Below are 16,608 nucleotides of genomic sequence, written 5' to 3'. Positions count from 1 at the left end.
AGGAGCGTTACCTATGGCGCATTACCTCATTTTTCTCGGTTCAACACGCACATCGACACCACCGGCCCCTGCCCGCTTAGGCGAGCGGGTAGCAATGGCCTGCGAACGCTTACTCACTGCGTTACCCAACACAACGGCAGAGGTGGTAGACCCACTAACATTAGACCTTAACGACCCATTTAAACCGCACTTTGCATACCCAAAGAAAACGGTTCCCGACGATCTTGACGCCCTTGCCGGCAAAATTGAACACGCCGATGGCTACGTGATGGTCAGCCCTGAATACAACCACTCCATGAGCCCGGCATTGAGCCATTTATTGAATCATTTTGGCGCGTCATTGTTTGCGTTTAAGCCTAGCGCCATTGTGACTTACTCCATGGGGCAATGGGGCGGCGCACGTGCCGCGGTGAGCATGCGCGCATTTCTCTCAGAGCTGGGCTGCCTGCCCGTGTCCGCTATGATCCATATACCCAAAGCGCAGGAAGCGCTGAATGATGATGGGCAATTCGCCCAGGAACAAGCGCGCTGGGAGAGCTATTTTGGCCGCACGCTAGGCCAACTAACCTGGTGGGCAGACGCGGCTAAAGCGCACAAAGCTGAACAAGACCCCAAAACGCTATCTCCAGCGTTTAAACAATCGCCCGCTCAGCGCAATGCACCGCGCGACTGATACGCTTAACAACGGCCTATTGGCAACAAGAAATTCCAGCAGACCTTAGCCAACGCGTTCAGACTGAAACAACTTGCGGAGTGGGCCATGAAGAATATTATTGATATCGATAGCAACGCCGTGGAGTTCATTAAACAGCAAGGCGGCGTCGTTACTGTCCGCCTCTCCCCCCGTCATGGCTGCTGCGGTGGCCTCGCGAATCTGGCGGTGGCTGAAACGCGGCTGCCAGATGATATCCACGACTATCAGCACCATACTCAAGATGGTATTTCGATCTATATACCCCCTGACCTAACGGCTCAGGGGCTGCGCATTGGTGTTGAAGGCTGGTGGAAGTTACGCCACCTGTATGTGGATGGTGTCGCTATTCAATAAACGTAAAGCATCACTTTTGCGGATAAACTGACTTGGTTAATATATGCCTATCCATATATAATTATAAGAATATTCCTTTCAGACCTACATGAGGTATCGCATGCCGGAACCTAACACTTCCTCACCTTCCTTTGTCGGTCGCCTGCTTTACCTCGCCAAGAAGAACCCCCACCAAGTGCGTTGGCTCGCTGCTGTGGTGGGAATTTTTCTGCTGATCTATTTCTTGCCCGCTGGGACAGCACGCTTTGATAATGCGGTGCTGGAAGGCATCCGGCTAACACACTGGTATGCTCAGGAGCACGTCATTCTCTGCCTGCTGCCGGCCTTTCTGATCGCCGGTGCCATGGCTGCCTATCTAAGCGAAGGTGCCGTGATGCGCTATTTGGGACCTAACGCTCCCAAGCCTGTTGCCTTTGGCATGGCATCGGTTTCAGGCACCTTGTTGGCCGTCTGTTCTTGTACCGTACTACCGCTTTTTGGGGGTATTTATCGCCGAGGCGCAGGCCTGGGGCCTGCCATTGCTTTTCTCTACTCAGGACCCGCTATCAACATTATGGCGATTGTAGTAACCGCCAAAGTGCTGGGCGTTGAACTGGGGTTAGCCAGGGCCATCGGTGCGATTGTATTCGCCGTGATAATTGGCATCATCATGCACCTAATCTACCGCCGTGAGGAGCAGACCCGCGCAACCAAAAACAGTCGCGGATTCAGTGGTGAGCTTTCCCGTCCCCTTGGCCAAATCGGCGTATTTTTTGGACTTATGGTGGGCATTTTGGTATTTGCCAACTGGGCGGCAGCCGACAGCGATACCTGGATGACCATTTATGCATACAAATGGCATATCACTGCCGTACTTTCCGGTCTTTTTGCTTTGCTACTAATTCGTCGCTGGAACTGGCCGCTTCATCAAGTAGCCGTGCTGGCAGGCACCGTCGCCATCGCCGCTGCGCTAGTGCCCAGTGTACCTGAGCTGGCGTTCGCGGTTGGCATTATTGGCCTTATGCTAATTGCCACCCTGCGTGACGACGACCGTGAGTGGGCAGAGCAAAGCTGGGAATTCACCAAACTGATTATGCCACTGCTTTTGGTCGGGGTATTCGTAGCCGGGCTGCTGCTGGGCCGTCCTGGAGAAGAAGGACTCATCCCCTCAGAGTGGGTAGTGCTAGCGGTTGGCGATAACGGATTACGCTCTACCTTCCTCGCCTCACTGCTGGGCGGCTTTATGTATTTCTCGACCCTTACCGAAGTGCCCATCGTTCAAGGCTTGATTGGTAACGGTATGGGTAAGGGTCCAGCGTTAGCACTGCTGCTGGCAGGGCCCGCCCTGTCGTTACCCAACATGCTAGTGATTCGCACCATTATAGGGACGCAGAAAACCCTGGTTTACTGCACACTGGTTGTCGTGATGGCGACACTGTCCGGCTATTTATACGGTCAGTTGTGGCCTTGAGAAAGAATAATGCAGCCTTTGTTAAAAGCCAGCGTTAAAACCAAAAGGAGTGACCTGATGAAACTCAAGATATACGGCAGTGGCTGCAAGAAGTGCCAGCAACTTACCGACAACGCAAAAGAAGCTGCCGACGCACTCGGTCTAACCGTGGAAATCGAGAAAATTACCGATGTAAACGCCATTATTGATGAAGGCATCATGCGCACACCTGCGCTGGGAATCGATGACAATGTCGTGATCGAGGGTAAAGTAGCCAGTGCTGAGGAGATTAAGCAGCTACTCAAAGCATAAAGCGTCGATGAAACAGCCCTAGTGACTAGGCACGCGAATACATAGCAACACTAGCGTCGCGCCCAGCATTAACAGGGCTGTTAGCCACAGCGCACTGGCACCGCTCTGCTCTATCAGCAGACCAAATAGCAGTGGTGCGAGTGCTTGAGACGCACGTGCGGGGGCAATAATGAGTCCTTGCCGCCGCCCGAATCCTTTGGGGCCAAATAGCGCCAGCGGTAACGTACCAGACGCAATGGTCATCATGCCGTTACCCGCACCATGCAGTAACGCAAAACCGGCAGCGGGCATACCAACGGCTGTTAACAATGCGGCGCCTAACGGATGCAGCGTTGTTGCCACGCGTGCCGCCACCAACGGATGGCAATGCCTCAGCAGTATAAACTCACCCATGCGCGCCGCTACCTGGGCAGGCCCCACAAGCGCGGCGGCTGCAATTGCGACTGAAAGTGACACACCACTCTCTTGTAATAGCCTGGGTAGATGCGCCGCCATCGCCGTCGACACAAACCACCCCGCCGCAAACACATAGGCTAAAAGCAGCATGGTTAAACGGGGGCGGCCAGGCATTGGCGCTCGTTGATCAGCCCCACTAGAAACGGCGTTGCTGGCCGCTTTAGGCAGGCTGAAATTCAAAGGCATACCGATCAACACATGCGCTAATGCCCAGCTAGCGCAGGCCACTCGCCAGCCCCATTCGTTTTCCAACCACGCGGTAAGCGGCCAACCCACCGTGCTGGCAAATCCAGCGACCAGCGTAACACCGGTAATCGAAGCCCTGGCTTGACGCCCTAATAATCGGCCTAAGGTGGCAAAAGCAGCATCGTATAGCCCCATCGCCATCCCAATCCCCGTTACCAGCCAAGCAAGTACTAGCGAGGGTAAACCCTGAGATAGGGCCATTATGCCAAGGCCCAGCGCCATTACCCCGTTTGAGGCCATCAAAACGCCTCGCCCGCCTTGTTTGTCGATCCATCGGCCAACGGAAGGCCCGAGCATTGCTGTCAGCAGCAATGCTGCTGAAAACGCGCCAAATACCCAGCTGGTTGAAACACTTAACTCTTGTGCTATTGGGACTGCAAGGATGGCGGGTAGATAATAACTGGATGCCCAGGAAAGCGTTTGCGCACTCCCTAACGTGAGCGTCAAACCAACCCTGAGCGAACGGATCATGCGGCTTGTCTAGGCAACGCCAGCGCCATGAGTGCACTGGCGGCCACCAGGCCTGCCGCTACCCATAGGCAGGCGCTCAGCCCGTAAGCCATATATAGCCAGCCTGATAGCAGTGTTCCCACCAACCGCCCCATAGCGTTGGCCATATAGTAAAAGCCGACATCCATCGAGACGCCATCGGCGCGCGCGTAGTGAACAATTAAATAGCTGTGCCAGCTAGAGTTAATCGCAAACAGCACCCCAAACGCCAACAGCCCGACCACTAGCCAACCTACCTGCGCCAGCGGCAGTAGCGCCAGCAAAATGGCCAAAACCGCCAAAGCGGCTGCCCACCCAGCGGTTAGCGCGCGAGCATCCCCTTTAATCAGCCGAGTTAGCTTAGGGGCCTGGGTTTGCACCCCGCCATAGCCAATAATCCACGCTGCCAGCAATCCGCCTACCGTCCAGTGGGACCAGCCGTGCTGGTCATATAAAAACACCGGCAACGCCACCACAAACCAGACATCCCGAGACGCAAACAGGCAAAAGCGCGCCGCTGAAAGCACGTTAATAGCGCGGGACTTGGAAAAAATCTCCGAAAACTTGGGCTTTACCTTCTGGCGCCCTAAATCTGCCTTTAAGCGCCACAAAGAGAGCATCAGCACTGCGCTAAGCATCACTGCCATGGCAATTACCGCACCGCGGAAACCGATCAGCGTTAGCAGTACTCCACCAACGAAAAAGCCCAAGCCTTTCAGCGCGTTTTTAGAGCCGGTCAGCATCGCTACCCAGCGATAAAGTGCGCTATTCGCGTTGGCGCTCTCTTTAGGTACCAGTACTTTAACCGCACTTTTAGCGCTCATTTTGTTTAAGTCTTTGGCGATGCCAGACAGCGCCTGCGCCGCCATCACCCAGACCACTGTCAGCATCCCGGCGGGCACCATCAGCATGGCAAGCGCAATAATTTGCAGCCCCAGCCCCACGTTCATCGTGCGGTTCAAGCCTAACCGCGCGCCCAGCCAACCGCCCACCAAGTTGGTCACCACACCAAAGGCTTCGTAGAACAGGAACAGCATGGCAATTTGCAGCGGCGAGTAACCTAGCTGGTGAAAATACATCACCACCAGCATGCGCAGTGCGCCATCGGTAACGGTAAATGCCCAGTAGTTACCGGTGATCAGCATGTATTGGCGCACCTCAAAAGGTAGCGCCTTTATACGCGCCCGCATTTTCAACAACGACGAATCAGCCACGGCTCACCTGCTCGCCACCGACCATCAGCGCCAACTCAGCCGTGCGGTTGGCGTAGCCCCACTCGTTGTCATACCAGGCGTAAAGCTTAAGCTGGGTGCCGTTGACGACCATGGTGGATAGCGCATCGATAATGGAACTGCGCGGGTCGGTGCGATAATCGATCGATACCAGCGGACGCTCTTCATAGCCCAGAATACCGGCTAGCTCGCCATCCGCGGCGGCTTTTAGCACCTGATTAACTTCTTCAACAGTGACTTCTCGCTCAAGCTCAAACACCATATCGGTGAGCGATGCGTTGGCCAGAGGCACGCGAATAGCGTGGCCGTTCAGCTTGCCTTCCAGCTCTGGAAAAATCGCAGTAATCGCTTTTGCCGAGCCCGTGGTGGTGGGAATCAAACTCATACCGCAAGCACGTGCGCGACGCAGATCTTTGTGCGGGGCGTCTAGAATGGTTTGGGTGTTGGTGATGTCGTGAACAGTGGTCATTGAACCATGGCGGATACCGAAGGTTTCCTGAATCACTTTGACCACGGGTGCCAAACAGTTAGTGGTGCAACTGGCGGCAGTCACAATCTTATGCTGAGAAGGGTCATAAAGATGGTCGTTCACGCCCACCACTACGTTCAGCACGCTTGGCTCTTTTACCGGCGCACTGACGACGACACGGCTGACACCTTGATCCAAGTAGGCCTGCAGTTTTTCCGTCGTTTTCATTTTACCCGAGCACTCAATGACCACGTCGCACGCGGACCAATCGCTATCGGCAACCGCTTTGTTGGCGCTAAATGCAACGGAGCGGCCATCAAGCACTATCGAATCGTCGGAAGCGGTAATCCCTTTACCCGGCGACCAGTGACCGTGTACTGAGTCAAATTCTAATAAGTGTGCAAACGTTGCCGCATCCCCACCGGGGTCATTAATGCGCATAAGCTCAACGGCCCCGGCTTCAACCTCAGCCCACAGGCTGCGCAGTGCCAGACGACCAATACGACCAAACCCGTTAATACCGATACGTAATGCCATGGAGCCACCTTTTTATAAACAGTGCAAAAATCTTACCGTCAATATACGAAAAAACATATATATACAACCAAAAAACCGCCTGCAAAACCGCTAATGCGAGTTTGCAGGCGCGTTTGGTTAACCGTAACGACCGGAAATATAGTCTTCGGTTTTCTTCTGTGCAGGGGTTGAGAACATCACCTTAGTATCGTTGTACTCGATGATCTCCCCTAGGTGGAAAAATGCCGTGTAGTCCGCTACCCGTGCAGCCTGCTGCATATTGTGCGTCACGGTAATAATGGTGAACTTCTCTTTCAGCTTATCCATTAGATCTTCGATCGTCGCCGTTGAGATCGGATCCAGCGCAGAGGTAGGCTCATCCATCAAAATAACGTCAGGCTGTACCGCAATGGCACGAGCAATACACAAACGCTGCTGCTGACCGCCGGATAGCGAGGTGCCGGGTTCCTGTAGCTTATCTTTGACTTCGTTCCACAGGCCTGCATCACGCAGTGCTTTTTCAACCAGCTCGTCTTGCTCCGCCTTGCGACTTACTAAGTCATGCATACGCGGGGCGTAGGCAATGTTTTCGTAGATAGATTTCGGAAACGGATTCGGCTTCTGGAACACCATCCCTACCCGGCGGCGTAGCGCTACTTCATCCATTTTTGCAGCGTTCACATCACGGCCGTCCATTTCGACCAAGCCTTCTGTATGGACGCTAGGGATCAAGTCATTCATGCGGTTTAAGCAGCGCAAAAAGGTCGACTTACCGCACCCCGAAGGACCAATCAGCGCGGTCACGTTCTTCTGGAACAGGTCGATGTTCAGACCTTTCAGGGCTTGGCTCTTGCCGTACCACAGGTTGAGGTCGCGAACGCGAATACTAAGGTCGTGGCACGCTTGCTCGTTACGTGTATAAGGCTGACCAACGTCTGGTGCATGCTGCTGATTCATCACGGGTGCTTTGCTATTCATAGTCATGTCCTCTATCGCGCTGGCCTACCAGCGACGCTCAAATTTCTTACGTAACACAACGGCAAAGGCGTTGAGTGAGATGAGTACGGTGAGTAGCACCAAGATACCGCCGGCTGTTTTTTCCACAAACGCCTGCTCAGGCTCGCCTGACCAAGTAAATATCTGCGCAGGCATAACGGTGGCCGCTTCAGTAAAGGATGCGCCCACATCAGGAATAAAGGCCACCATACCGACAATGATTAGCGGTGCTGTTTCACCCATCGCCTGAGCCAAGCCAATAATGGAGCCCGTCATAATGCCCGGCATTGCCAACGGCAGAACGTGATCGCGCACTACTTGCCAGCGCGAACAGCCCACCCCAAAAGCCGCATGACGGATAGAATCCGGTACGCTACGCAGCGCGGTTCGCGTAGAGATAATAATCACCGGCAACGTCATCAGTGCTAGCGTCATACCACCGGCCAACGGCGACGAACGCGGAACTCCGAAGAAGTTGATAAAGATCGCCAAACCCAGCAAACCAAATAGAATCGACGGGATCGCGGCCAGGTTATTGATGTTGATTTCAATCGCCTGGGTGAAGCGGTTATCCGGCGCAAACTCTTCTAAATAAACGGCGGTCATTACCCCGATAGGAAATGAGATTAATAGCGTTACGATCATGGTCATCACAGTGCCGACCACTGCCGAGAGAATACCTGCACTCTCAGCGATTTTTGAATCACCGGACCCAAAAAAGGTGGTATTGAAGCGCAAGCTCACTTGGCCCGATTCCAATCGCTCGTCTATAGCGGCCTGCTCTTCTTCACTAAGACGGTGGCGATGCCCTTTAATATATTGATCAGCTTCACTATTAACTAATAGCCATCTTTCTTCGGTGGTACCGAGCATGCTTGTATCATTGCGCATCTGAAGAGGAATAGTGCGCAATTCAGTACGACTTACTAATGGCACTAGATCATCGGCAATAGCTTTGCGGGCATCGGTAGAAGCCTCTTCTGTATAATTTAACTCGGTCAGAACGTACGCCTGTTGAAAGGCTGGTAAGCCTTTGTTTAGCATGTCAGCAAAGAAGAGCACCAGAAACAGGCCTGCCAAGCCCAACGATCCCATCGAGATCCATTTAAGGCGGGCAGACTTACGGTGACGCCGCCTTAGCTGCTGGCTGATTTCGTCAAAAGTATGGCTCATCGAAACAGTTCCTCAGCGTTACAGGTTATTCACGCGGTATTTTTCGCGGAAACGACGGATCATCAGTACAGACACCAGATTTAGCGCAAGCGTTACTGCAAACAGCACAAGCCCAAGGGCAAAGGCTGACAAAGTTTCAGCGCTTTCAAACTCTTGGTCTCCTGTTAAAGCCGCCACAATGCGCACGGTTACCGTAGTCATATCTTCCAGCGGATTAGCGGTGAGATTGGGCCGCATACCTGCTGCCATCACCACAATCATGGTTTCGCCTAGCGCTCGTGACATACCCAAGAGTGCCGCTGAAATAATCCCGGGCAGCGCAGCTGGAATGACCACGTCTCGAATGGTTTCACCTTTGGTCATGCCTAATGCCAGAGACCCTTGGCGCATACTATCGGGCACTGAGTTGATCACATCGTCAGACAGCGACGAGATAAACGGGATAATCATGATACCCATCACGACACCAGGGGCGACGGCGTTATTGTAAGAAGCATCGAGCCCAAAAAATCCGGCGATATTGACAATAATGGGCGCTACCGTAATCGCGGCAAAAAAGCCGTAAACCACGGTAGGAATACCCGCGAGCACTTCCAGTACGGGTTTAGCGACAGTGCGCACGCGCTGAGGGGCGTACTCTGACATGTAAATCGCGGAGAGCAGGCCGATAGGAACAGCGACCAGCATAGCGATAGCGGTAATCATAAAGGTGCCGGCAAATAGCGGTATCGAGCCAAATTCAGCCCCACTACCATCGCCACGACCCGCTGACGCTAAAAAGCTCGCGCCTGGATTCCAAGTAGTGCCGGTAATGAATTCCCAAAAGCTGTGCATTTGGAAAAAACGCAGCGCCTCGGAAATAATCGAGAACAAAATACCAAACGTAGTAAAAATCGAGATTAACGCTGCCCCGGCCAAAACCATGCGAATGACCCGCTCAATGGCCTGCCGGGCGTGAAAATCAGGTTTAACTTGGTTAAGACTTACCATCAGCCCTATGGCTGCAATCACCAAACTCGCGGACAGTAAATAGAGCGTAGGAATATCGGCGCCCATTAAAAGCAGCACAAAAGCTCCCAGCGTACTCACTAGTACAGCTGGACCGGCAGTTGAGAGCACGGTAAACCAGGCGTATTGATCTGGCTGAGCAAACATCGCCGTACCCGCACTGCGTAAACGGGTGGCTTTTGAACGGCCAGCAAAAAACGCCAGCAGCCCCAGCAGTAGTAACGCACCGCAAAAAATCAGAAGAAGCTGGTTAGTCTGCATCGAATTTCTCTCGCATTACTTAATGAAATCGTATTGACGACTACTTTGGGGTAAAAACATTACAACAATGTGACAGAGGCCAATATTCGCCGTCATAAAACGAAAGGCCGGCAGCTTTCGCTGCCGACCATTTTCATTTCTAACTCAGCGACTTACTTAAGAACGTCTGCTGACATTGTAGTGCGATCAGCAACCGCTTGACGCCACTCTTCACGCTCTTCTTCCGGCAGTACGATCAAGCCGATATCACGCAAGTAACCATCTGCGCCAATCATCTGCTCGCTCATAAACATATCAACGTAGTCGTACATCGGCGGTACTTCTTCAGCGTGCTGGTTCTTGACGTAGAACCACAGTGAACGCGCAACTGGATAATCACCCGAGCTAATAGCCTCTGGCGTTGGCTCAACGCCGCCAATGGTGGCACCGTTCAGCGTATCGGTATTCTCTTCAAGGAAAGAGTAGCCAAAGATGCCCATTGCACCGGTGTCTTCGCCCAAGCGTTGAACGATCAGGTTGTCGTTCTCACCAGCGTCGATGTAAACACCGTCAGAACGAATATCGGTGTAGCCCTCTTCACCGTAAACACCCATTTCAAGCGATGCAGCTTCCATGACTAGCTCTTCAAAAGCGTCACGGGTACCAGAAGTAGTGGGCGGGCCATAGATTGAGATTTCACGGTCTGGCAGCGAAGAGTCGATCTCGCTCCAGTTAGTGTAAGGGTTGTCGACTAGCTCGCCATCAACCGGCACCTGAGCGGCGACGGCCATGAAAATCTGCTCAAGCGTCAGGTCAACAACATCATTTGTGTTGGACTGACCAAGCACGATACCGTCAGAGCCGATTTTAGCTTCGGTGATATCAGTAACGCCGTTCTCTTCACAACGCTCAAACTCAGCAACCTTCATCCGGCGTGAAGCATTTGTGATATCAGGCGTGCCTTCACCTACACCGTTACAGAACAGACGCAAACCACCGCCCGAACCAGTTGATTCAATAACAGGCGTCGGATTGCCGGTAGTGGCACCAAACTCTTCCGTCACGTAGCTGGCAAACGGGTAAACGGTACTGGAGCCGACGATACGAATCTGGTCACGTGCCTGCGCCACACCCGCAACACTCATTACAGCTGCCGCAATGACGGTGGTTTTTAGAATACGGTTCATGCGAAATACTCCTGTCGATGTAAGGTTTTGGCCTTCGCAGGACGTACTTTGCACTGCTTCGATGACAACTATATGACACTATGCGCCATCACAAATTTTTTTAACGTGACGTGCTGTATTGCGAATGACTACAGTAATAGCCCTAATGCCGCCAGCGTACAGAGCGCAAGCGAGGCACCCTGGAGCATTCGCTTATCCAAGCGGTGAGCAATAGCGTCTGCCAAGGCGTTACCCATAAGCACCGCAGGCAAAAAGGTGAGCGCCAATTTAAAATGCCAAACGCTCACCAGCCCAGCCAGGGCTAGAGTGGTGAGGGTTAAAAGCGACGTTAAAATAAAAAAGGCAGCGAGATTTCCGCGCAGGCGATCCGGCGAAAATCCGTGCATCAGCAGTACAATAGGCGGGCCGCCGATGGCAGCAACGGTACCAAAGATGCCGGAGAGCACGCCCGCGATAAACAACGAGACACGATTAACCGGCAGCGTGAAACGGAAAAACGTTACCAGGACGGCAAACAACACAATCGCAGCAATCAGTTTTTCCAGCACTACCATCGGCGCGGCTAGCAGCAGCCAAATTCCTAAGGCATTGCCTGGCAAACGGCCAATGAGCGCGACACCGATCGCATCTAACCGTACTTCGTGCCAGTAATGGCGCACCATCATCAACGACACCGTTAGCCCAAACAGTACCAGGATAACCGGCACTAAACGCGGCTCTAATATCAGGAGCAGCGGCGCACCAACAACCGCCAAACCAAAACCAGTGGCTCGTTGAACAAAAGCGCCCAGCAGCAGCACGGCCGAACACGCCAGCCACACGCCTAACGGCATTTCGATCCACTGCAGCAAGCTACTCATCGAGACGGCGCATTGTCTATTAACGGCGCCGTGGTGAGGAGCCTAACGCCGATATTCCCCAGTAAGGCAGCTCCCAACATGGTCAGTACCATGGGCCACAGGTGCTCTACCTGGAACAACCCCACCAACACGCCAGCAAGCGCTCCGCAGCTAAATTGAACGCCACCCAATAGCGCGGTGGCTGTTGCGCTGATATGCCCAAAGTGGTCTAACAGCGAGGCAATAGCGTTAGGCGTAATTAAACCAATCATACCGGTGAACAGCATTACCAGCGGCACCACGACATAAATAGAGGCCACATCGAGCGCCGTAGCAACGACGAGGCCCGCCGCGGCTACGAGCTGAACCGTCAGTCCCAAGCGCAGATTTTGTTGCGGAGTGCGCTTTCGCAACAGATAAATATTGACGCGATTTGAGAGCGCAATCATAACCACGTTGACGCCGAACACCAGCGGATAGATGCCCGGCGATAAGTCAAAATACTCTAAATAGAGAAATGGCGACGCGGTGATAAACGCAAATAGCCCGGCAAAAGATGCCGCCACGGCGCAGATATAGCCCATCGCTTCACGATGGCGCAGCACGCTCGCATAGTTACGCACCACTTGACGGGGTGAAGCAGCGGGCAAGCTCGTGTCACGGGTTTCGGGTAGTCGAGTGCCCAACAGCCAAAGTAAAAAGCCCGCATAGGCTGCCAAAAACACAAAAATCAGCCACCAATCCGCAATATGGAGCAGTATACTACCCACGGCTGGTGCTACTAATGGCGCCAGCATCATAATCATCGCCATGGTAGACATCACCTTGGCAGCTTCACGCCCGCTAAAGCAGTCGCGCACAATGGCTGCAGAATTCACGACGCAGGCCCCGCCCCCCAATGCTTGTATAAACCGCCAGACCAGCAGCGACCCCAGACTATCGACCGTAGTAATCATCAAACTGGCGAGCATAAAGACCACCAGCCCGCTTAATAGCACCGGCTTTCGTCCGTAACGATCCGATACTGGCCCAAAGCAGAGCTGCCCGATCGCGAAACCGAATAAGAACATGCTGATTGAAAGTTCAGTATGATGAATACTGGCATTAATACTCTCAGCCAGAATGCCGATAGCGGGCAAATACGCGTCAATAGCAAAGGGGGCAAGCGCGGTATTGGCTGCAACCAGTAGCGCTACCCGGCGTGGATTCAGCTCCATGGTAATCCTTGGTTTAAAGCGGCGGCTGGAGAAAAAGATAGGCCGCTAATTATAACCATTTTGAATTGATTTGTCGGTCTCTGTTCGTGGTGCTCGCCCCTTGTTAAAGTACCTCAACGACAACGCAAGGAGCTACCCATGGCCACTAGCCTACTGATGCAGTTAAAAGAAATGACGACCGTGGTGGCTGACACCGGCGATCTTGAGGCAATTCGCCGTTTTCAGCCGCAGGACGCCACGACGAACCCATCGCTTATTCTGCAAGCTGCCCAACAAGAAGATAGGCGCGCACGTCTTGCCAGTATTGCTAAAGAGAGCAACGGTCTCGACGAGGCCGTTGATCGCGTCGCAGTCGACATTGGCAGCGAAATCAGTGAACTGGTGCCTGGTTACGTTTCCACCGAAGTAAGTGCTCGCTTATCTTTTGACAAAGAGGCAACCATTGCTAAAGCACACTCGCTGATTGAGCGTTATGCTCAGAAGGGGGTGGGTTCAGAGCGTATTTTGATCAAAATGGCATCGACCTGGGAAGGTATACAAGCGGCTCGCCAGCTAGAGCGCGACGGTATTCGTACCAACCTCACCCTGCTATTTGGTTTTGCCCAGGCGCAGGCCTGCGCCGATGCTGGCGCAACGCTTATTTCACCCTTCGTGGGTCGTATTCTCGACTGGCATAAAGCCAAACATCCTGAGACGGACTTTAGCGGTACCAATGACCCAGGCGTGCAGTCTGTTAAGCGCATTTATGACTACTACAAAGGCCACGGTTACCCCACCATTGTCATGGGCGCAAGCTTTAGAAATATTGGCGAGATTCAGGCACTCGCCGGCTGTGATCGGTTGACGATCTCCCCGGCACTGCTCAAAGAGCTAGACGAGCTTCAAGGAGAATTGCCACAGCAGCTCGTACCTAAAGCGTCTAATAGCGCACCCAGTGACCCTCTATCACAGGCAGATTTCCGTTGGGCCATGAATGAAGACGAGATGGCGACGGACAAACTGTCAGAAGGGATTCGCAAGTTTATGGCCGACCAGCGCAAACTTGAAGAGCTGCTCAGCACGCTTCGCAGCCACTAACTCGATGAGTGGTCGCTCTTTACCTGGTTGGTAACGCGCTAAACATCAAAACCAAAAAGGCTCTCTAGGATATCCTTAGAGAGCCTTTTGTATTTAAAACACAACGCTTCGCGACCTTATCGTGAAGTGTCTTAATGAACCGTTGAGTTTTGCGCCTCAAGCATTTCCACCAGCGGTTGAAACTGTTCGCGGTTATGCTCGTTCATGTGCATGAGAATTCGATGGGCCTCTAAAATGCGCTCACGCAGCCCCTCCTCGTCTGCTGGTTCAGCAGGCAAGTCTTCTAGCGGCGTGGTTAATTTCGACACCTGCTGCAAAGGCGCTTCCATCAGCGTAAAAAAACGCGCAAACCCCATGACATCGAGCATTTGTCGAACATCTGGATTATCAGCAATGATGGTAGGTGGATGCTCTAAGCGACCTTTTACCGCCATCGCCACTTTAGCAAGAAAGCCTAACGCGGTGGAGTCCACGTTGGTGGCTTCGCGCAAGTCAATCATTACCGCCTGCAATCCTGGCGTTTCAGCAAGACGTTGCGCTTGAGTATCAAGCGTCGCACATAGCGTTAAGCGCACATCACCACACAGTTTTAACACAAAAACACCGGAGTCGAACGCCGCCTTAATACGGCCTTCTTCAATCAGCATGACCAAATCCGCTCACCATCATGATTGTTAGATCATCGGGCAAAGCATCGCGGTCTTGGTTCGCCTCATCGTCTGCATCTCCTGCTAACAGAAGGGCATTCGTCTGGGCTAGCCGGTCGCGCAACTGCTCAAGCGTGACACTTTCGCTTACTAGTTGCTCGAGTTCCTTGAGCCGCGTGTCGAGCGTTTTACCCGGCAGGCATTCCAATACCCCATCTGAACATAGCCATAGCTGAAACTCAGAGGGTAACGCACAGCTGAGTGCAGGATACTCCACATCAGGGAAAAGACCTACCGGCATTCCCTCCCCGGTTAATCGCACTAGAGAATTTTCTGTTACCAGTAACGGCATCGGCAGCTGTGCTCCGAGCGAATAGTGCAGAGTCTTGGCCTCATGGTCAATAACCCCCACAAATAAGGTCGCGTGTTTACCGATATCGGTATCCTGCAGCTCCCGGTTCAAGGCGGCTAGCCAGTTAGGCGCCAATTGCTCGGGCTGCTGACCGTCCCACTCGCTAAGCCAACGATTACAGAGATACTTTAGCAATACGGTAACAAACGCAGACGACGCTCCGTGCCCAGACACATCGGCAAAATAGAAGGCGCTATAACGTTCGTTATAGCGCTGGTAATCAAGAAAATCGCCTGACAAATAGAGTGAGGGAGCAAACCAGTAGTCGTAATAGACCCCATTAATAACTTTGGGGCGCACGGGCAAAAGGCGTCGCTGAATATGACCGCCGCTCTGCTGGTCCATACGGAGTAAGGCCAAATGCGTCTCTAAGCTCTCGTTAAGCTCTGCTAATCGTACTCGGTCACGATCCCGCTCTAGTGCAAGCTGGTGCAGTTCTATGGCTTTACGAATCATGCGACGAAGCAGCTCGGCATGCCGCAGCGGATGAACAATATAGTCCACTAACCCTACATCAATCGCTTTGATCAGATCAGCATCTTGTCGGGTGTCGCTTACCACCAGGGTCGGCAAACATAACGTAAGTTGCGACCACTGCTGGCGCGGCACCGCACGTGCGTGTGCCACGATCAGTGCCGTCTCTGCGGGTAATTGCTCGATATTTTCTGCTGCAAACACCGACATTCCATCACAGGTAATCGCTTGTGCCAGTGCATTGCGTTCAGGCCCCGGCTCATCAATTACCGCGATCAACTGCTTGGTATGATCCATGCTAGGCCTCAATCGGCGAAATCGTCGTCACCAAAATCTGTCGCGTCGAATTCAAAATCATCCATGGCGAAAGGATCATCGCCCAGCTCACCATCATTCACCAGGAATTGACGGCGCTGCAAATACGCATCACGGATAAACCGATAGCGGTCTCCGCTAATCAGCGATTCTTGGTCTAATAGACCGGCGCGCAAGTGGATAACATCCAGCGCCGCCAAGCCAGCGCGCAGCTGGTGGTCATCCATATAGGTAATCGGGTGAGCTGCAATATCGAGTGGGAAGCCAGTGGTATCCCGCAGTGTACTAGGCCCTAACAGCGGTAATATCAGATAGCGAGACTCACCCCATCCCCAGACAGCTAGCGTTTGACCAAAGTCTTCTTCATCGGCGGTAATTTGCATATGCGTGGCATAATCTAACAACCCTCCCACTCCGACGGTTGAGTTAATCAAAAACCGTGAGGTCGCTAAGCCTGCATTAGCCGGCTTGCCCTGCAAAAGACTGTTAATAGCGGTACGCACCTCCCCTAAGTTGGAGAAGAAATTACCCACTCCGATTTGTACCGGCTCTGGGGTCACACTGCGGTAACCTTTCGCTACCGGCTTAAGCGCATAGCGATCTAGCACGTCGTTGAAGGCAAAGACACGGCGGTTAAAGCCCTCCCAAGGGTCTTCAGGGTGAGCCTCTTCTGCTTCTGCGGTGTTGACGCTGGTACTTGCACAGCCCCCCATGCTTAGCGTGGCTAGCAGCAATATAGGCAACACTCCTTGGCGCATGCGGCTTGCAGACGCTTGCTTGGCTAACAACCTCAGCATGATAGTTCCTCTCTCAACGTTTTAACGCC

The 16,608-nt window shown here is 53.0% G+C and carries 17 protein-coding genes; 5 read left to right on the top strand and 12 right to left on the bottom strand.

Features of this window, described 5'->3' with window-relative positions:
• Positions 1 to 13: 13 nt before the first annotated feature.
• The 4 genes from LG301_RS05485 (at position 14) to LG301_RS05470 (ending at position 2,789) form a co-directional block, all read left to right on the top strand.
• Positions 14 to 673: an NADPH-dependent FMN reductase gene (locus LG301_RS05485; RefSeq protein WP_404474111.1), complete on the top strand. Its 660-nt coding sequence runs from the start codon at positions 14 to 16 to the stop codon at positions 671 to 673.
• An 87-nt stretch (positions 674 to 760) separates the two neighbouring features.
• Entirely contained in the window at positions 761 to 1,048 is a 288-nt protein-coding gene (locus LG301_RS05480) for a CC/Se motif family (seleno)protein (RefSeq protein WP_404474109.1), read from the top strand.
• A gap of 100 nt (positions 1,049 to 1,148) precedes the next feature.
• Positions 1,149 to 2,498: a permease gene (locus LG301_RS05475; protein ID WP_404474107.1), complete on the top strand. Its 1,350-nt coding sequence runs from the start codon at positions 1,149 to 1,151 to the stop codon at positions 2,496 to 2,498.
• Between the two features lie 57 nt (positions 2,499 to 2,555).
• The gene (locus LG301_RS05470) at positions 2,556 to 2,789 is read left to right on the top strand and encodes a thioredoxin family protein (RefSeq protein WP_404474105.1); all 234 of its coding nucleotides are present in this window, start codon (positions 2,556 to 2,558) and stop codon (positions 2,787 to 2,789) included.
• Positions 2,790 to 2,807: 18 nt separating this feature from the next.
• Here LG301_RS05470 and LG301_RS05465 read toward each other — a convergent pair whose 3' ends face one another.
• The 9 genes from LG301_RS05465 to LG301_RS05425 all read right to left on the bottom strand — a co-directional run bounded on the left by LG301_RS05465 (position 2,808) and on the right by LG301_RS05425 (position 12,857).
• On the bottom strand, positions 2,808 to 3,962 hold the full coding sequence (locus tag LG301_RS05465; RefSeq protein ID WP_404474103.1) for an MFS transporter: 1,155 nt from the start codon (positions 3,960 to 3,962) through the stop codon (positions 2,808 to 2,810).
• Positions 3,959 to 5,170 (bottom strand): organoarsenical effux MFS transporter ArsJ, encoded by a 1,212-nt coding sequence (gene arsJ / locus LG301_RS05460; RefSeq protein ID WP_404475182.1) that lies wholly within the window; start codon positions 5,168 to 5,170, stop codon positions 3,959 to 3,961. The genes LG301_RS05465 and arsJ overlap by 4 nt, the downstream gene beginning before the upstream one ends.
• 16 nt (positions 5,171 to 5,186) lie before the next feature.
• Positions 5,187 to 6,218: an ArsJ-associated glyceraldehyde-3-phosphate dehydrogenase gene (locus tag LG301_RS05455; protein WP_404474101.1), complete on the bottom strand. Its 1,032-nt coding sequence runs from the start codon at positions 6,216 to 6,218 to the stop codon at positions 5,187 to 5,189.
• A 117-nt stretch (positions 6,219 to 6,335) separates the two neighbouring features.
• Positions 6,336 to 7,175, bottom strand: coding sequence for a phosphate ABC transporter ATP-binding protein PstB (gene pstB / locus LG301_RS05450; RefSeq protein WP_404474099.1), 840 nt, complete (start codon positions 7,173 to 7,175; stop codon positions 6,336 to 6,338).
• Positions 7,176 to 7,199: 24 nt separating this feature from the next.
• Positions 7,200 to 8,366 carry a phosphate ABC transporter permease PstA gene (pstA, locus tag LG301_RS05445; RefSeq protein WP_404474097.1) on the bottom strand — a complete coding sequence of 389 codons (1,167 nt, stop codon included), beginning with the start codon at positions 8,364 to 8,366 and terminating at the stop codon, positions 7,200 to 7,202.
• A gap of 18 nt (positions 8,367 to 8,384) precedes the next feature.
• Positions 8,385 to 9,635: a phosphate ABC transporter permease subunit PstC gene (gene pstC / locus LG301_RS05440; RefSeq protein ID WP_404474095.1), complete on the bottom strand. Its 1,251-nt coding sequence runs from the start codon at positions 9,633 to 9,635 to the stop codon at positions 8,385 to 8,387.
• Positions 9,636 to 9,787: 152 nt separating this feature from the next.
• Positions 9,788 to 10,801, bottom strand: coding sequence for a substrate-binding domain-containing protein (locus LG301_RS05435; RefSeq protein ID WP_404474093.1), 1,014 nt, complete (start codon positions 10,799 to 10,801; stop codon positions 9,788 to 9,790).
• Positions 10,802 to 10,929: 128 nt separating this feature from the next.
• Entirely contained in the window at positions 10,930 to 11,661 is a 732-nt protein-coding gene (locus LG301_RS05430; RefSeq protein ID WP_263065285.1) for a sulfite exporter TauE/SafE family protein, read from the bottom strand.
• Complete coding sequence (locus LG301_RS05425; RefSeq protein ID WP_404474092.1) at positions 11,658 to 12,857, bottom strand: multidrug effflux MFS transporter; 1,200 nt, start codon at positions 12,855 to 12,857, stop codon at positions 11,658 to 11,660. Before LG301_RS05425 ends, LG301_RS05430 begins: the two co-directional genes overlap by 4 nt.
• Positions 12,858 to 12,995: 138 nt before the next feature.
• Here LG301_RS05425 and tal point away from each other — a divergent pair, with 138 nt between their 5' ends.
• Positions 12,996 to 13,934, top strand: coding sequence for a transaldolase (gene tal, locus LG301_RS05420; RefSeq protein WP_404474090.1), 939 nt, complete (start codon positions 12,996 to 12,998; stop codon positions 13,932 to 13,934).
• A 131-nt stretch (positions 13,935 to 14,065) separates the two neighbouring features.
• On the opposite strand, the gene LG301_RS05415 is transcribed toward tal, so the two are convergent.
• Genes LG301_RS05415 through LG301_RS05405 form a run of 3 tightly spaced genes read right to left on the bottom strand, consistent with a single transcriptional unit; the run spans position 14,066 to position 16,579 of the window.
• The gene (locus tag LG301_RS05415) at positions 14,066 to 14,581 is read right to left on the bottom strand and encodes an STAS domain-containing protein (protein ID WP_404474088.1); all 516 of its coding nucleotides are present in this window, start codon (positions 14,579 to 14,581) and stop codon (positions 14,066 to 14,068) included.
• On the bottom strand, positions 14,571 to 15,764 hold the full coding sequence (locus LG301_RS05410; protein WP_404474086.1) for a SpoIIE family protein phosphatase: 1,194 nt from the start codon (positions 15,762 to 15,764) through the stop codon (positions 14,571 to 14,573). The genes LG301_RS05415 and LG301_RS05410 overlap by 11 nt, the downstream gene beginning before the upstream one ends.
• Positions 15,765 to 15,772: 8 nt before the next feature.
• Positions 15,773 to 16,579 (bottom strand): VacJ family lipoprotein, encoded by an 807-nt coding sequence (locus LG301_RS05405; protein WP_404474084.1) that lies wholly within the window; start codon positions 16,577 to 16,579, stop codon positions 15,773 to 15,775.
• Positions 16,580 to 16,608 lie beyond the last annotated feature (29 nt).

Source organism: Vreelandella venusta (genome assembly GCF_044809155.1).
Taxonomy (GTDB): domain Bacteria; phylum Pseudomonadota; class Gammaproteobacteria; order Pseudomonadales; family Halomonadaceae; genus Vreelandella; species Vreelandella venusta_B.
Note: the sequence above shows the minus strand (reverse complement) of the source record. Positions and strands in the feature narration are given on the sequence as shown.